The sequence below is a fragment of the Vogesella facilis genome, assembly GCF_042648525.1.
GTDB classification, from domain to species: Bacteria; Pseudomonadota; Gammaproteobacteria; order Burkholderiales; family Chromobacteriaceae; genus Vogesella; species Vogesella facilis.
Genome location: NZ_JBHRXN010000031.1, coordinates 469,443 through 484,868 on the forward strand (window position 1 = coordinate 469,443; position 15,426 = coordinate 484,868).

Below are 15,426 nucleotides of genomic sequence, written 5' to 3' on the forward strand. Positions count from 1 at the left end.
CATGACTGCAAAGCTGTTTACCCGCCCGGGTGCCCTCAAGGTGGCCATGGTCGCCGGCGAGGCCTCGGGCGATCTGTTGGGCGCGCATCTGATGGATGCCCTGCGGCATGCACATCCGCATATCGAATTTGCCGGCATCGGCGGCCCGCGCATGCTGGCGCGTGGCTTCCATAGCCAGGTGGCGCAGGAGAAACTGGCGGTGCGCGGCTATCTGGAGGTGCTGAAAAGCCTGCCGTCGCTGCTGCGCATCCGCCGCCAGCTGCGCAAGACGCTGATTGCCGAGCGCCCGGACGTGTTCGTCGGCATCGACGCGCCGGACTTCAACCTGGGGCTGGAAAAAAGCCTGCGCCAGGCCGGCCTGCGCACCGTGCACTACGTCAGCCCGTCGGTATGGGCGTGGCGCCCGGAGCGGGTGAGCAAGATCGGCGAATCCGCTGACCTGGTACTGTGCCTGTTCCCGATGGAAAAGCCGCTGTACGACGCCGCCGGCGTGCACGCCACCTTCATCGGTCATCCGCTGGCCAGCGAAATCCCGTTCACCCCGGATCGCGATGCCATGCGCGAGCAGCTGGGGCTGCGCAAGGACGGCCCGGTGTTCGCGCTGCTGCCGGGCAGCCGCCGCAGCGAGCTGGAGTTCATGGGCGGGCTGTATATCGAAGTGGCACGCAAGCTGCTGCATGATTACCCGGACGCGCAGTTCCTGGTGCCGCTGGCCACGCGGCCAACCCTGGACCAGTTCGACCAGCTGCTCTCCCGCCACAAGGCTTGGGATCTGCCGATCCGCAAGCTGATCGGCCATGCGCAGATGGCGATGATCGCCGCCGACGTGGTGCTGGTCACCAGCGGCACGGCGACGCTGGAAGTGGCACTCACCAAGCGGCCAATGGTGATCAGCTACAAGCTGTCATGGCTGACCTACCAGCTGGTGAAACGCAAGCTCAAGCTGCCGTATGTCGGCCTGCCCAATGTGCTGGCCGGCCGTTTTGTGGTGCCGGAGCTGCTGCAGAAGGATGCCACGGTGGAGAAGCTGGCCGCCGCGGTGGGCAAGCTGTACCAGGATCAGGACAGCCGCCAGGAGATCATCAGCACCTTCGAGCGCATGCACGAGGTGCTGAAGCAGGACTCCGCCAAGTTGGCCGCACGCGCGGTGCTGCGGGTGGCGCGATGCTGATCTGTGGCGTGGACGAGGCCGGACGCGGCCCGCTGGTGGGGGCCGTCTACACCGCCGCGGTGATTCTGGATCCGGCACGGCCGATTGCCGGCCTGGCCGACTCCAAGGTGCTGAGTGAAGCCAAGCGCGAGGTGCTGGCGCTGGAGATCCGCGCCAAGGCGCTGGCGTGGTTTATTGCCAGGGCCGACGCCGCCGAGATTGATCAGCGCAATATCTTCCAGGCCACCATGCTGGCGATGGTGCGCGCGGTGGACGGGCTGGCCATCACCCCGGACAAGGTACTGATCGACGGCAACAAGGTGCCCAAGACCCTGCGCCTGCCGGCCGAGGCCATCGTCAAGGGCGATGCCAGGGTGGCGGAAATCTCCGCCGCTTCCATTCTGGCCAAGACCGCGCGCGATGCCGAGATGATCGCGCTCGACCAGCTGCACCCGCAGTACGGCTTCGCCCGTCACAAGGGCTATCCGACGCCGGAACACCTGGCCGCCATCGTGGCGCACGGCGTGCTGGCCGAGCACCGCCGCAGTTTCGCGCCGGTGCGCGCGCAGCTGGCGGCGCAGCAGGGCAGCCTGTTTTAATGCGGCCTACCGCGGCCATGGTGCCAACCGCGGCGGTGTCGGCCGAGCCTGCGGCGGACGATTGCCGTGCGCTCGGTGCTGCCGAACAGACCATGCGCAAATCCAGTTTTCCGCCGGTGGTGGCGGCAGACACCCGGCTGTTGATTCTCGGCTCGCTGCCGGGCGAGGCATCGCTGCAGGCCGGTCAGTACTACGCGCATCCGCGCAACCAGTTCTGGCGGCTGATGGCGGCGGTGACCGGCAGCGCGCTGCCGGCGCTGGACTACCCGCAAAGGTTGGCCGCATTGCAGGCGCACGGCGTCGGCCTGTGGGATGTGGTGGCCGACGCGCAGCGCCGCGGCAGCCTGGATGCCGACATCCGTGAGGCACGCTACAACCCCTTGCTGGCACTACTGGCCGAGCTGCCGGCGCTGCGGGCGGTGGCGTTCAACGGCAAGACCGCGGGTCGGGCGCAGGCACAGCTGGCCGGCTGCGGGGTGGAGCTGCTGGTGCTGCCGTCGTCCAGCCCGGCGCTGACCACGGCATTTGATAAAAAACTTGAAGAATGGCAGCGACTTGTCCGATATATCAGCTAATCGCTGTTTCCGGACCGCCGCCACATGAATCGCTACTGCATCTGGTTTGTCACTTCCGACGACTCCGCCACCCGCCGTGCCGAGATCAGCCTGGCCGGCACCCTGCACAGCCACCAGGTGCTGGAGGAGATCGAGCAGCGCCTGGCTGCCGAGCTGCGCCTGCCGCGCATCATGATCACCAACTGGCAGCGCTTCGAAGAGCCTCAGTTCTACTAGCCTTCCACCCCTGCCGATGGCGTATGCCGCCACCGCGCAAGCTGTGCGATGATGCGGCTTTCCCCTAGCCGTTTCCTGCCGTCATGCAAAGCGTAGATCACACCCGCGACTGGCTGCTGTCCCAGGCCCGTCCGCTGCAAACCATCGAAACCGTTTCCCTGCTGGATGCCGCCGGCCGCGTGTTGGCCACCGACGTGGTCGCCACCCTGGACGTGCCGCCGCACGACAACAGCGCCATGGACGGCTATGCCGTGCGCGCTGCCGATGCGGCCAACCTTTTGCCGGTAAGCCAGCGCATTCCGGCCGGCAGCCAGCCGCCGCCGCTGGCCGCCGTCAGCGCCGCGCGCATCTTTACCGGCGCGCCGATTCCCGCCGCTGCCGACGCCGTGGTGATGCAGGAGCAGGCCGAGCTGCAGGACGACGGCAGCGTGCGCTTCACCGCGCCGGTGTCTGCCGGGCAGAACATCCGCCGTCGCGGCGAAGATATCGCCTGCGGCCAGGTGGTGCTGACTGCCGGCCGCCGGCTGGGTGATGCCGACATCGGCCTGGCCGCCTCCATCGGCGTGGCGGCGCTGCCGGTACGGCGCAGCCTGCGGGTGGCGGTGTTCTTCACCGGCGACGAACTGGTGGAGCCGGGCCAGCCGCTTGCCGCCGGCAAGATCTACAACTCCAACCGCTACTGGCTGGTGCCGGCGCTGCGCCGGCTGGGCTGCCAGGTGCTGGACCTGGGCATCGTGCCGGACAGCCTGGAGGCCACCCGTGCCGCGCTGCGCGAAGCGGCGGCCAGCGCCGACGTGGTGATGACCTGCGGCGGCGTGTCGGTGGGCGAGGAAGACCACGTCAAGGCGGCGGTGGAAGCCGAAGGCGAGCTGCAGCTGTGGAAGATCGCTATCAAGCCCGGCAAGCCGCTGGTCAGCGGTCGGGTCGGCGAGGCCGACTTTATCGGCCTGCCGGGCAACCCGGTGTCCGGCTTCGTTACCTACGCGGTGCTGGTGCGCGACTTCCTGCGCGCACGCATGGGCGAGGCGGTGCAAGGTTGGCCGCAAGTGCGGCTGCTGCCGGCGGCGTTCGAGTGGAACAAACCGGATGCCAAGCGCGAGGAATTCCTGCGCGTACGCCTGATCGAGCAGGACGGCCAGCTGGCGGTGAGCCGCTACCCCAACCAGGGTTCCGGCGTGCTGACCTCCTGCGCTTGGGCCGATGCGCTGGTGCGCCTGCAGCCGGGGCAGCGCGTGGCGCCGGGCGACATGGTGGCGGTCTACCCGCTGTGAGCCGGTTGAGCTTCTGGCGTGGCGGCGTGTTGCTGGCGCAGATCGACGACGCCCAGCCTGGCGACATGCTGCTGGATGTCGCCCGTTTTCACGATGTGCCGCTGCACTGGCGCTGCGGCCAGGGTACCTGCGGCACCTGCGCGGTGCACATCCGCCACACGGCACAGCCGCGCGAGGTAATGGTTGGCCGCAAGGAGCGCAACGTGTTGCTGCGCGCCGGGTTGGTCGATGCCGCGCTGGCGGCGCGCGACAGCTGGCCGGATACCGAGGCCACGCCGCGGCTGGCCTGTCACCTGCCACTGGAAGAAATGGATTGGCAAGTGCTGCTGCCGGACGATAATTAGTCGGCGAGGCGCTTGCACAAACCGCGGGGCCGCGTACAATGCGCGGCTCTTTTATTGTATTGATCCGCAAGGAAAAACCATGTCCAAAAAGCAGAAGCACGACGACGAACTCGACGACGAAACCCTGGCGCTGCTGGCCTGGTGCATGGAGGTGGAAACCCACCTGGTGGCCGCTGGCGCCACCCCGGAAGAGGCGCAGGACCACATCGAAGAACAGGCCGAGTGGTATACCGACATGTTCTACGACGGCCTGAGCCCGGCAGAGGCGGCCAAACAGGCGCTGGCATGAAGCAGCGCCTGGCGGTCATCGACTTCGAGACCACCGGCATCACGCCGGGGCCAGGTTGCCGCGCCACCGAGATCGGCATCGTGCTGCTGGAGGATGGGCAGATTGTCGATCGTTACCAGAGCCTGATGAACGCCGGCGTGCGCGTGCCGGCGATGATCGAACAGCTCACCGGCATTTCCAATGCCATGCTGCGCAGCGCGCCGCCGGTAGCGCAGGTGATGCGCGAGGCGGCAGATTTTGTCGGCAGCACGCCGCTGGTGGCGCACAACGCCAGCTTCGACAGCAAGTTCTGGGATTACGAGCTAGCGCAGTTGGGCCGCAGCCGGCCGCAGGCCTTCGCCTGTACGCTGCTGCTGTCGCGCCGGCTGCTACCGCAGGCGCCGGACCACAAGCTGGGCACGCTCACTCGCTGGGCAGGGCTGCCGGCCACCGGTCGCGCCCACCGCGCACTGGCCGATGCCGAAATGGCGGCCAACCTGCTGCTGCATCTGGGCGTCACCCTGCGGCAACGGCATGGCCGTGGCGCCGTTGATCACGGTTTGTTGTGCAAGCTGCAGAAAGTGCCGGCCGCCAAGGTGGCGCAATACCTGCGCGAGCTGCCGGCCTGAGGGTCGGCGCCGTGGCCGGCGGCTTCGGGCCGCCCACTGACCCTGCCAGACGGCAGGGTTTTTTGTTGCTGGCGTGGCCTTAGCCCGGTTGCGGCAGCGGGCACAGGGTGCCGGCCAGCAGCGGCAGCTGGCTGCCCACCCGCAGCCCGGCCACTTCCTCGGCATCCAGCAGGATGTCCACCATGCTGCCGCCGCTTTGCACCGTTACTCGCCACAGCAGGTCGGCCGGCTGGATGGCCAGCACGGTGGCATTGAGCCGCAGCCGGTCGGCGGCATTGCCTTGCAGATACACCTCGGCCGGGCTGCCCTGGCGCACGATGCGGCCCTGCGACAGCTGCAACACCTGGCTGGCCAGCTTGAACACTTCCGGAATGTCGTGGCTCACCAGCAGGGTGGTGACGGCAAAGCGCTGCTGCAGTTGCAGCAGCTCGTCCTGCAGCCGGCTGCGCAGCGCCGGGTCCAGTGCCGACAGCGGCTCGTCCAGCAGCAACAGCCGCGGGCGGCGCGCCAGTGCGCGCGCCAGTGCCACCCGCTGGCGCTGGCCGCCGGACAGCTGTGCCGGGCGCTGGGCGGCATGCGGCGCGAGGCCGGTCAGTGTCAGCAGTTCCTCCACCAGCGCGGCATCGCCCGCCGCGGCGCCGAAGGCGATATTGCCGCGCACGTCCAGGTGCGGAAACAGCGCGTAATCCTGAAACACCATGCCGACGTGGCGTTGCTGCGGCGGCAGGCTGTGCCTGCCGTTGATCCAGCACTCTCCCGCCACCTGCAGGCTGCCGCTGTCGGCATCGGTCAGGCCGGCCAGCAGGCGCAGCAGCGTGGTCTTGCCGGCGCCGGAATCGCCGGTGATGGCGGTGATCCGCCCGGCAGGCAGGGTAGCGGCCACGTCCAGCGCCATCTGTGGCGACAGTCGTTTTTGCAGCTGGAAGCGGATCATGCGGCCAACCTTTCGCCGTGGCGGCGCAGCAGGTTCACCGCCAGCACCACCAGGAAGGAGAAACTGCACAGCACGGCAGCGTAGACATGGGCAGTGGCGTAATTCAGTGCCTCCACCTCGTTGTAGATGGCGATGGACGCCACGCGGCTGACGCCGGGGATGTTGCCGCCCAACATCAACACCAGGCCGAATTCGCCCACGGTGTGGGCAAAGCTCATCACCATGCCGGCCACCAGCGCCGGCCGGATGCACGGCAGCTCCACCCGCACAAAGGTATGCAGCCGCGATTTGCCCAGGGTGTAGGCGGCTTCGCGCAGGCTGTCCGGCAGGCTGGACAGTGCTGCGGCCACCGGCTGCACCATGAACGGCAGGCTGAACAGCACCGAGCCGACCACCAGGCCGGAAAAGGAAAACAGCAGCCGGATGTCGAAGCGCTGCAGCCATTGCCCCAGCGGGCCGGTCGGGGCGAAGGCCAGCAGCAGGTAGAAACCCAGCACCGACGGCGGCAGTACCAGCGGCATGGCCACCAGGGTCTCCAGCAGCGGTTTGTACCAGCGGCGGCTGTGCGCCAGCCAGCCGGCCAGCGGCACGCCGAGCAGCAGCAGGATGGCGGTGGTGGTGGCCGCCAGCCGCGCGGTGAGCCACAGCGGTTGCAGATCAATCATCGGCGCCTCCTTGCAGTAGCAGCATGGCGTGCGACTTGATCAGCGCGCTCACCGCCATGTCCGGTGCCAGCTGCAGGCGCAGCGCCGACTGGCGAGTGATCAGTGCGTGAAAGCGCAACTGGCCGCAGCGCAGCGCCACCCGGGCCAGCAGCGCGCCCAGCGTCACCTCGGTCACGCGGCAGGGCAGGATGTTGCGGATGCTGATGTCGCCGACGAAGTCGCAGGCCAGTGCCACATCCAGCTCGCGAAAGCCCAGCACCACCTGCTGGCCGACGCCGGCCGGTGCGGCATCGCCCAGCGTCAGCGTGGTGCAGTGGTGCTCGCCGACGCTGACCTGCAGCAGGTGGATGCCGTCGGCGCTATGCACGCCGGTAACGAAGCCGGGCAGACGGTTCATGGCAGGCGGTAGCCGTAGCGCTGCAGGATGGCGCGTGCGGCCGGCGAGCTGAGGTAGTCGAACAGTTTGCGCGCATCCGGGTTGGCCGCAGCCGGTTTCAGCAGCGCCATGTCCTGCACGATGGGCTGGTGGCTCTGTTCCGGCACATCCACCCAGCGGCCCTTGCCCTGCATCTGCGGTGCCAGCACCAGCGCCTTGGCCACGAAGCCGGCCTGAGCCGCGCCGCTATCCACGAACTGCGCGGCCTGGGCGATGTTGTCACCCTGCACCAGGCGCGGCTTCACGCTGTCGGCCAGCTTGTAGTAGTCCAGCACGCGCAGTGCCTCGGCGCCGTAGGGTGCGGTCTGCGGGTTGGCGATCGCCACCTTGCCGCTGGCGGCCTTCAGCCAGTTCTGCCACTGCTTGCCATCAAAGGAGTTGTCGGTGGACCACAGCACCAGCGCACCCAGCGCGTAGGTCTTGGGCGGTTGCACGGTCTGGCTGGCGGCGGCCAGCTTGCGCGGCGTTTCGTCGTCGGCGGACAGGAACAGCTCGAACGGCGCGCCGGCCAGTACCTGGGTGGCAATCTTGCCGGAGGAGGCGTAGGACGGCTCCACCGCCACGCCGGTGTCGCGGGTGAAGGCGGTGGCGATGTCGGCAAAGGCGTACTGCACGTTGGCCGCAACGGCTACCTTGACCGGGCCGGCAAAGGCGGGGGCGCAAAACACGGCGGCGAGCAGGGTAAGGGCAGGGTAACGCATGAGGTGATGACTCCTGTGTCAATCAAGAATGCCCAGAATCACGTTCTGGGCGGAAAACAGCGCGGTGACGGCGCTGCCGGTTTGTAGTTGCAGGCTGGCGAGGCTGTCGTTGTCGGCAATGGCGCACAGCATGCCGCCACCGTGCAGTTGCACCAGCACCTCGCTGTTGACGGCGCCCGGGGTCAGCCGGCTGATGCTGCCTTCTAGCCGGTTGGCAATGGCGATGCGGCTGGCGGCGTCCGGGGTGGCCAGTGCCACCCACGATGCCTTGATCAGCGCCACTGCCAGCTTGCCGGGCACCAGGCCGAGTTCTGTGCTGCTGTTGCGCGTCACCTGGGCGGTGAGGGGTTGGCCGCCGGTCAGTCGCAGCTGCAGGGTGTCGTTGACGGCGCCGTGTTCGATGTGGGTGATGGTGCCGGCCAGCTGGTTGCGCGCCGAGGTGCGCAGCGGCAGGCGGGACAGCTCGGTGAGCGCCGCCGGCTGGGCGTCGGCACTCTGTAGCGCGCTGCCGGCGTTGTCCCAGGCGTGCAGCAGCTGCTCGCCCAGCTCGGTGAGGCGAGTGCCGCCGCCGCCGCGGCCGCCGGTGGCGCGGGCCACCAGCGGCGCGGCGCTCTGCTGGTTCATGTTGTCTATCTGCTGCCAGGCGGCCTTGTAGCTCAGCTTGCAGGCGCGGGCCGCGGCGCTGATCGAGCCGTGCTGGGCAATGGCGCGCAGCAGCTGCAGGCGCTGGCTGGCGCCGCGGCCGGCAAACAGTTGCCAGGGATCGTTCATCGCTATTCTTCGCTATTCAAAAATGGGTTAACGGTGCGACAAAAAACGGCCGCATGGCACGGCCATTGCGGCTCAGTCTTTGTGTTCCGGCGCGCTGGCCAGCCAGTGGCCGCTCTTGCCGCCCTGTTTTTCCAGTAGCTGCACGCCGGCGATGGTCATGCCTTTGTCCACTGCCTTCAGCATGTCGTACACCGTCAGCAGGCCGGCCATCACGCCGCTGAGTGCTTCCATTTCCACGCCGGTGCGGCCAACGGTCTCAGTGGTCACCTCGATATACAGGCGGTGGGTCGCCGCATCGGCGCTGAATTCCACCGCCACGCGGGTTAGTGCCAGTGGGTGGCACAGCGGGATCAGGTCGGCGGTGCGCTTGGTGCCCTGAATGGCGGCCAGGCGCGCGATACCGACTACGTCGCCCTTTTTGTTGTTGCCGGCTTGCAGCAGGGCAAAGGTCGCGGGCGCCATGTCGATGTAGCCGCCGGCGCGGGCAACGCGGCGGGTTTCGCTCTTGGCGCCGACATCGACCATGTGGGCCTGGCCGGCGTCGTCAAAGTGGGTGAGGCGAGTCATGCGGTAGCTGCCGGTGGAACGAAAAGTACTGCCACCTTAGCGCGTGCCGACGCGGTTAACAATCAGCCGGAAGGCGTAGTTGGCCGCATGCTGTCGCAGTGGCTTGATTGCGCGTCGGATTTTGTCATCTCGATGCCGTTTGCGTTCCGGCGGCAGCGAGCGGCGTGCCGGCCAGCGCTGCCGCGCGGGCGGGTGCGCTGTTCAATTTGACACTGCATGCTATACTCGCCCTTTGCTTTAGCCTGCTAGGCTTGCCCGCGCCGCGGGTGGGCGCACTGGTTTAAGTTCTGATTTCATGGCGCAGGAAAGCATCATCTGCAAGGTTCCTCCAGCACTACGCTAGGCCTCGGACTTTCCCGCTTCTGGCTTCAACCCCACACCCTTTTAAATCTAAGGATTGGAAATGCAAGTACAACTGGAAACGTTGAGCGGCCTCGAGCGTCGCATGAGCATCGCCCTGCCGCTGGCTGCCATCGACGCACAAGTAGCCGAGCGCCTGAAGCGCGTGGCTCGTTCCGCAAAAATTCAGGGTTTCCGCCCGGGCAAGGCTCCGGCCAAGATCGTTGAAATGAACTACGGCGCACAAGTGCGCGAAGAAGTGCTGGGCGAGCAGGTGCAGCAGGCTTTCTACAAGGCCGCCGCCGAGCAGAAACTGCGTGTTGCCGGCTACCCGCGTTTTGAACCGGCGCAAGGCGATGCCGAAAGCTTCAAGTTCGCGGCCGCTTTCGAAGTGTTCCCGGACGTAAAAGTCGGCGAACTGGCCGGCAAGGAAATCGAGAAGCCGGCTACCCCGGTGACCGACGCCGAGATCGACAAGACTGTCGACATCCTGCGCAAGCAGCGCACCCGTTTCAACCGCGTTGAACGCGCTGCTGCCGATGGCGACCGCGTGATCATCGACTTCAAGGGCGCCGTTGACGGCGTGGCCTTCGAAGGCGGTTCTTCCGAGAATTTCCCGTTCATGCTGGGCCAGGGCCAGATGCTGCCGGAATTCGAAGCCGGCATCATCGGCATGAAGGAAGGCGACATCAAGAGCGTGGAAGTGAACTTCCCGGCTGACTACCATGGCAAGGACGTGGCCGGCAAAACTGCCGTGTTCGAAATCCTGGTGAAGAACGTGGCCGAAGCGCAACTGCCGGAAGTGAACGAAGAGTTCGCCAAGCAACTGGGCGTTGCCGATGGCGACGTGGAAAAAATGCGTGCCGAGATCCGCAAGAACGTGGAGCGCGAAGTGAAGCGCCGCCTGACTGCCAAGATCAAGGAAAACGTGATGCAGGCGCTGATCGACGTAACCCCGATCGATCTGCCGAAGGCGCTGGTGGACCTGGAAGTTGGCCGCCTGATGGACCAGGCGCGCCAGGATCTGGCACAGCGTGGCATGCAGATGAAAGACATGCCACTGCCGGCCGATCTGTTCACCCAGCAAGCCGAGCGCCGCGTGGCACTGGGCCTGATCCTGTCCGAAGTGGTTGCCGCCAACAAGCTGGAAGCCAAGCCGGAACAGATCAAGGCGCTGGTGGAAGAGTTCGCCGAAAGCTACGAACAGCCGGAAGAAGTGATCCAGTGGTACTACGCCAGCCAGGAACGTCTGGAAGGCCCGACTACCATGGTGCTGGAAGACAATGTGGTTGAATTTGTACTGGGTCAGGCCAATGTAGTGGAGAAGGAAGTTTCCTTCGAAACCCTGATGGGCCAGAACGCCTAATTGTCAAACAATCCGGAGAGGTCGATGAAATCGATGATTGAACCGCAAGGTCTGGGCCTGGTGCCTATGGTGGTAGAGCAGAGTGGTCGTGGCGAGCGCGCCTACGACATCTTCTCTCGCCTGTTGAAGGAACGCATTGTGTTCCTGGTCGGTCCGGTTACCGACGAGTCGGCCAATCTGGTGGTGGCACAGCTGTTGTTCCTGGAGTCGGAAAACCCGGACAAGGACATCTATCTGTACATCAACTCTCCGGGCGGCTCGATTACGGCCGGCATGTCGATCTACGACACGATGAATTTCATCAAGCCGGACGTATCGACCCTCTGCATTGGCCAGGCGGCCAGCATGGGCGCGTTCCTGCTGTCTGCCGGTGCCAATGGCAAGCGCTTTGCGCTGCCGCATAGCCGCGTGATGATCCACCAGCCGTTGTTGTACGGTGGTGGTCTGACCGGCCAGGTTACCGATATCGAGATTCATGCCCGCGAACTGGTGAAAACCAAGGCGCAGATGAACGAGCTGCTGGCCAAGCATGCTGGCCAGAGCGTGGAACAAGTACAAGCCGACACCGAGCGCGATAACTTCATGTCTGCCGAAGATGCCCGTGTTTACGGCCTCATCGACAAGGTGCTGAGCTCGCGCGCCGACGTGGCGGCTTAATTAGGACGTCGATCAGATGGCAGAAAAAGGCGGTAACGAAAAACTGCTGTACTGCTCTTTTTGCGGCAAGAGCCAGCATGAAGTGCAGCGCCTGATTGCAGGCCCGCAGGTTTACATCTGCAACGAGTGTGTCGACCTGTGTGGTGACATCATCCGCGAGGAGGTGGAGGCCAAGGTGGGTGGTAGTGACGATGCGTCCGCCGTGCCGCCGCTGCCGACGCCGCAGGAAATCCGCACCTCGCTGGACCAGCACATCATTGGCCAGGAGCATGCCAAGAAGGCGTTGGCGGTGGCGGTGTACAACCACTACAAACGGCTGTACACCCCGAGCAGCAAGGACGATGTCGAGCTGTCCAAGAGCAACATCCTGCTGATCGGCCCGACCGGCTCCGGCAAGACGCTGCTGGCGCAGACGCTGGCCAAACTGCTGGACGTGCCGTTCGTGATTGCCGATGCCACCACGCTGACCGAAGCCGGTTATGTGGGTGAGGATGTCGAGCACATCATCCAGAAACTGCTGCAGAAGTGCGATTACGATGTGGAGAAGGCCCAGCGTGGCATTGTCTACCTCGATGAAATCGACAAGATTTCGCGCAAGTCGGAAAACCCGTCCATTACCCGCGACGTATCCGGCGAAGGCGTGCAGCAGGCACTGCTGAAGCTGATCGAAGGTACGGTGGCCTCGGTGCCGCCGCAAGGTGGCCGCAAGCACCCGAACCAGGAGTTCATCCAGGTCGACACCACTAACATCCTGTTCATTTGTGGCGGGGCGTTCGATGGTCTGGAGAAGATCATCCGCCGCCGCTCGGAAAAGGGCGGGATCGGTTTTGGCGCCAGCATCAGCTCCAAGGAAGATGGCAAGTCCATTACCACGCTGTTCAGCGAGGTGGAGCCGGAAGACCTGATCAAGTTCGGCTTGATCCCGGAACTGATCGGCCGTCTGCCAGTGGTGACCACGCTGGAAGAGCTGGATGAAGAAGCGCTGGTCAGCATTCTGACCCAGCCGAAGAACGCGCTGATCAAGCAGTATCAGCGACTGTTCGCGCTGGAGAACGTGGAGTTGGACGTGTTGCCGTCGGCATTGCGCGTGATCGCCAAGCAGGCGCTGATCCGCAAGACCGGTGCCCGTGGTCTGCGCTCCATCCTCGAACGTGCGCTGCTCGATACCATGTACGAGCTGCCGTCGCTGGAGGATGTGTGCAAAGTCGTTGTGGATGAGAAGGTTATCGAAAAGGGCGACAAGCCTACCTTCATCTACCAGGGCGGCGACCAGTTGCCGGATGCGGCGCAGTCAGCCTGATGCCGCCAAGACAAGCCGCCCGCAAGGGCGGTTTTTTTATTCCCAGCCCCGTGGATGTGCTTTAGCATGCTTGATAAGGACAGAGTTGCCCTAATTTGTCCTGTTAACAGAAATCCCAAAGAGCAAGGTTAGGTGATATGCCACAACCCGCCGAATTAAAAGACCAGACCACACTGCCGCTGCTGCCGTTGCGCGATGTGGTTGTTTTCCCGCACATGGTAATCCCACTGTTCGTTGGCCGCGCCAAGTCCATCAAGGCGCTGGAGCTGGCCATGGACGAAGACAAGCAGATTCTGCTGGTGGCGCAGCGTTCGGCCGAAAAAGACGAGCCGGCAGTCGATGATCTGCACGACATCGGCACCGTCGCCAGCATTCTGCAGATGCTCAAATTGCCGGACGGCACGGTAAAAGTGCTGGTGGAAGGGCGCCAGCGTGCCCGCGTCAGCAAGGTGGACGACCACGGCGACTATTTCGCTGCCGTGGTGGATCCGTTGGCGCCGGATGCCGAAGATACCCGCGAAGTCGAGGCACTGCGCCGCGCACTGCTCGCCCAGTTCGAGCAGTTCGTGAAGCTGAACAAAAAGATTCCGAGCGAGGTACTGTCCTCGCTGGCCGGTATCGACAAGGCAGGTCGCCTGGCCGACTCGGTGGTGGTGCATCTGCCGCTGAAGCTGGAGAGCAAGCAGCAGGTGCTGGAGATGTTCGATATCAAGGAACGTATCGAGTATCTGCTGTCGCTGATGGAAACCGAGATCGACATCTTGCAGGTGGAAAAGCGCATCCGTGGCCGCGTCAAGCGCCAGATGGAAAAGAGCCAGCGCGAGTACTACCTGAACGAGCAGGTAAAGGCGATCCAGAAAGAGCTGGGCGAAGGCGAAGAAGGCAACGACTTCGATGAGCTGGAGAAAAAGATCAAGCTGGCCGGCATGTCCAAGGAAGGCAGGGACAAGGCCGTGGCCGAGCTGAAGAAGCTGCGCATGATGTCGCCGATGTCGGCCGAGGCCACGGTGGTGCGCAATTACATCGAAACACTGACTGATCTGCCGTGGAAGAAAAAGACCAAGATCAGCAAGGATATCGATGTCGCCGAGGAAGTGTTGGACGAAGATCACTTTGGCCTGGAGAAGGTCAAGGAGCGCATTCTCGAGTATCTCGCGGTGCAGCAGCGCGTTGACCGCCTGAAGGCGCCGATCCTGTGCCTGGTCGGGCCGCCGGGGGTGGGTAAGACCTCGTTGGGGCAGTCGATTGCCCGCGCCACCAACCGCAAGTTCGTGCGCATGGCGCTGGGCGGGGTGCGTGACGAATCCGAGATCCGCGGCCATCGTCGCACCTATATCGGCTCCATGCCGGGCAAGGTGCTGCAGAACATGAGCAAGGCCGGGGTGAAAAACCCGCTGTTCCTGCTGGACGAGGTGGACAAGATGGGGGCCGACTTCCGTGGCGATCCGTCCTCGGCGCTGCTGGAGGTGCTGGACCCGGAGCAGAACCATGCCTTTGTCGATCACTACGCCGAGGTGGATTTCGATCTGTCCGACGTGATGTTCGTGGCCACCGCCAACTCGCTGAATATCCCGCCCGCACTGCTGGACCGTATGGAGATCATCCGGCTGTCCGGTTATACCGAGGACGAAAAGGTCAATATCGCCGTCAAATACCTGGTGCCCAAGCAGATCAAGGCCAATGGTGTGAATGAGGGCGAGCTGCAGATTCACGAGTCGGCGCTGCGTGACATCGTGCGCTACTACACCCGTGAGGCGGGGGTGCGCAGCCTGGATCGCGAGATTGCCAAGATCTGCCGCAAGGTGGTGACCGTGCAGTCGAAGAAAAAGACTGCCGGCACCAGCAAGACGCTGGTGAATGCCAAGAACCTGGAAAAATACCTGGGCGTGCATCGCTTCGACTTCGGCCTGGCGGAAGAAGAAAACCGCATCGGCCAGGTGACTGGCCTGGCCTGGACCGAGGTGGGCGGCGAATTGCTCACCATCGAGGCGGTGGCGTTGCCCGGCAAGGGGAATATCATCCGCACCGGTCAGCTGGGCGAGGTGATGCAGGAGTCGATTACCGCCGCCATGAGCGTGGTGCGCAGCCGTGCCAGCCAGCTTGGCATCAAGCCGGACTTCTACGAGAAGCACGATATGCACATCCACGTGCCGGAGGGCGCCACGCCCAAGGACGGGCCATCTGCCGGTATTGCCATGACCACGGCGCTGGTTTCGGTGTTGACCGGCAACCCGGTGCGGGCCGACGTAGCCATGACCGGCGAAATCACTCTGCGCGGCGAAGTGCTGCCGATCGGCGGTCTGAAAGAGAAGCTGCTGGCGGCGCAGCGCGGCGGCATTAAACGTGCGTTGATTCCCAAGGGTAATGTGAAGGATCTGGCGGAAATTCCGGCCAACATCAAGAACAAGCTGGAAATTTTGCCGGTGAAGTGGATTGATGAAGTTTTGGCATTGGCGCTGGAGCGTCAGCCGGAGCCTTTGCCGGCTGAAATGGCCGCCATTGCTGCGCCTGTTGGTGATCCCGCGACAGCGCCGGTGCAAATGACGCATTAATGACGCATTGTTTTGATTTGCTTGAAAAAGCGCGCTAGCATCGGCTTCCAGAGGGACTGGAATCTTACCAATACCCCGCTGGAAGC

Annotated in this window: 18 protein-coding genes; 12 read left to right on the forward strand and 6 right to left on the reverse strand. The window is 64.5% G+C overall.

All coding sequences use genetic code 11. The features are described 5' to 3' along the window. Position 1: 1 nt before the first annotated feature. The 8 genes from lpxB to ACFOLG_RS13420 all read left to right on the forward strand — a co-directional run bounded on the left by lpxB (position 2) and on the right by ACFOLG_RS13420 (position 5,052). Positions 2–1,171 (forward strand): lipid-A-disaccharide synthase, encoded by a 1,170-nt coding sequence (gene lpxB, locus ACFOLG_RS13385; protein ID WP_386092664.1) that lies wholly within the window; start codon positions 2–4, stop codon positions 1,169–1,171. Further along, entirely contained in the window at positions 1,165–1,749 is a 585-nt protein-coding gene (gene rnhB / locus ACFOLG_RS13390; RefSeq protein ID WP_386092666.1) for a ribonuclease HII, read from the forward strand. The genes lpxB and rnhB overlap by 7 nt, the downstream gene beginning before the upstream one ends. A gap of 92 nt (positions 1,750–1,841) precedes the next feature. Then, a complete protein-coding gene (locus tag ACFOLG_RS13395) occupies positions 1,842–2,324 on the forward strand; it encodes a DNA-deoxyinosine glycosylase (RefSeq protein WP_386092668.1) in 483 nt (160 codons plus the stop codon). Positions 2,325–2,348: 24 nt separating this feature from the next. Further along, positions 2,349–2,540 (forward strand): hypothetical protein, encoded by a 192-nt coding sequence (locus ACFOLG_RS13400; protein WP_386092670.1) that lies wholly within the window; start codon positions 2,349–2,351, stop codon positions 2,538–2,540. A gap of 83 nt (positions 2,541–2,623) precedes the next feature. Further along, complete coding sequence (locus ACFOLG_RS13405; protein ID WP_386092672.1) at positions 2,624–3,811, forward strand: molybdopterin molybdotransferase MoeA; 1,188 nt, start codon at positions 2,624–2,626, stop codon at positions 3,809–3,811. A 5-nt stretch (positions 3,812–3,816) separates the two neighbouring features. After that, positions 3,817–4,155 (forward strand): 2Fe-2S iron-sulfur cluster binding domain-containing protein, encoded by a 339-nt coding sequence (locus ACFOLG_RS13410; RefSeq protein ID WP_386092674.1) that lies wholly within the window; start codon positions 3,817–3,819, stop codon positions 4,153–4,155. 79 nt (positions 4,156–4,234) lie between these two features. Next, positions 4,235–4,444, forward strand: a complete 210-nt coding sequence (locus ACFOLG_RS13415) for a hypothetical protein (RefSeq protein ID WP_386092675.1) — start codon at positions 4,235–4,237, stop codon at positions 4,442–4,444. Further along, on the forward strand, positions 4,441–5,052 hold the full coding sequence (locus ACFOLG_RS13420; RefSeq protein WP_386092677.1) for a 3'-5' exonuclease: 612 nt from the start codon (positions 4,441–4,443) through the stop codon (positions 5,050–5,052). The genes ACFOLG_RS13415 and ACFOLG_RS13420 overlap by 4 nt, the downstream gene beginning before the upstream one ends. A gap of 79 nt (positions 5,053–5,131) precedes the next feature. On the opposite strand, the gene ACFOLG_RS13425 is transcribed toward ACFOLG_RS13420, so the two are convergent. From ACFOLG_RS13425 to moaC, 6 genes are all read right to left on the reverse strand, one after another. Next, positions 5,132–5,986: an ATP-binding cassette domain-containing protein gene (locus ACFOLG_RS13425; RefSeq protein WP_386092679.1), complete on the reverse strand. Its 855-nt coding sequence runs from the start codon at positions 5,984–5,986 to the stop codon at positions 5,132–5,134. Then, complete coding sequence (gene modB, locus ACFOLG_RS13430; protein ID WP_386092681.1) at positions 5,983–6,651, reverse strand: molybdate ABC transporter permease subunit; 669 nt, start codon at positions 6,649–6,651, stop codon at positions 5,983–5,985. Before modB ends, ACFOLG_RS13425 begins: the two co-directional genes overlap by 4 nt. Beyond that, the gene (locus tag ACFOLG_RS13435; protein ID WP_386092683.1) at positions 6,644–7,048 is read right to left on the reverse strand and encodes a TOBE domain-containing protein; all 405 of its coding nucleotides are present in this window, start codon (positions 7,046–7,048) and stop codon (positions 6,644–6,646) included. Before ACFOLG_RS13435 ends, modB begins: the two co-directional genes overlap by 8 nt. Then, on the reverse strand, positions 7,045–7,788 hold the full coding sequence (gene modA, locus ACFOLG_RS13440; RefSeq protein WP_386092685.1) for a molybdate ABC transporter substrate-binding protein: 744 nt from the start codon (positions 7,786–7,788) through the stop codon (positions 7,045–7,047). Before modA ends, ACFOLG_RS13435 begins: the two co-directional genes overlap by 4 nt. Positions 7,789–7,806: 18 nt before the next feature. Beyond that, positions 7,807–8,559 carry a TOBE domain-containing protein gene (locus ACFOLG_RS13445; protein ID WP_386092687.1) on the reverse strand — a complete coding sequence of 251 codons (753 nt, stop codon included), beginning with the start codon at positions 8,557–8,559 and terminating at the stop codon, positions 7,807–7,809. Positions 8,560–8,631: 72 nt separating this feature from the next. Continuing rightward, positions 8,632–9,126 (reverse strand): cyclic pyranopterin monophosphate synthase MoaC, encoded by a 495-nt coding sequence (gene moaC, locus ACFOLG_RS13450; protein WP_386092689.1) that lies wholly within the window; start codon positions 9,124–9,126, stop codon positions 8,632–8,634. A gap of 403 nt (positions 9,127–9,529) precedes the next feature. Between moaC and tig the strand changes: the two genes are divergently transcribed. The 4 genes from tig (at position 9,530) to lon (ending at position 15,340) form a co-directional block, all read left to right on the forward strand. Next, positions 9,530–10,831, forward strand: coding sequence for a trigger factor (gene tig / locus ACFOLG_RS13455; protein WP_386092691.1), 1,302 nt, complete (start codon positions 9,530–9,532; stop codon positions 10,829–10,831). A 24-nt stretch (positions 10,832–10,855) separates the two neighbouring features. Then, positions 10,856–11,488, forward strand: coding sequence for an ATP-dependent Clp endopeptidase proteolytic subunit ClpP (gene clpP / locus ACFOLG_RS13460; RefSeq protein ID WP_088967405.1), 633 nt, complete (start codon positions 10,856–10,858; stop codon positions 11,486–11,488). Positions 11,489–11,504: 16 nt separating this feature from the next. Continuing rightward, positions 11,505–12,788: an ATP-dependent Clp protease ATP-binding subunit ClpX gene (gene clpX / locus ACFOLG_RS13465; RefSeq protein WP_386092693.1), complete on the forward strand. Its 1,284-nt coding sequence runs from the start codon at positions 11,505–11,507 to the stop codon at positions 12,786–12,788. Positions 12,789–12,925: 137 nt separating this feature from the next. Then, positions 12,926–15,340, forward strand: a complete 2,415-nt coding sequence (gene lon, locus ACFOLG_RS13470) for an endopeptidase La (protein ID WP_386092695.1) — start codon at positions 12,926–12,928, stop codon at positions 15,338–15,340. Positions 15,341–15,426 lie beyond the last annotated feature (86 nt).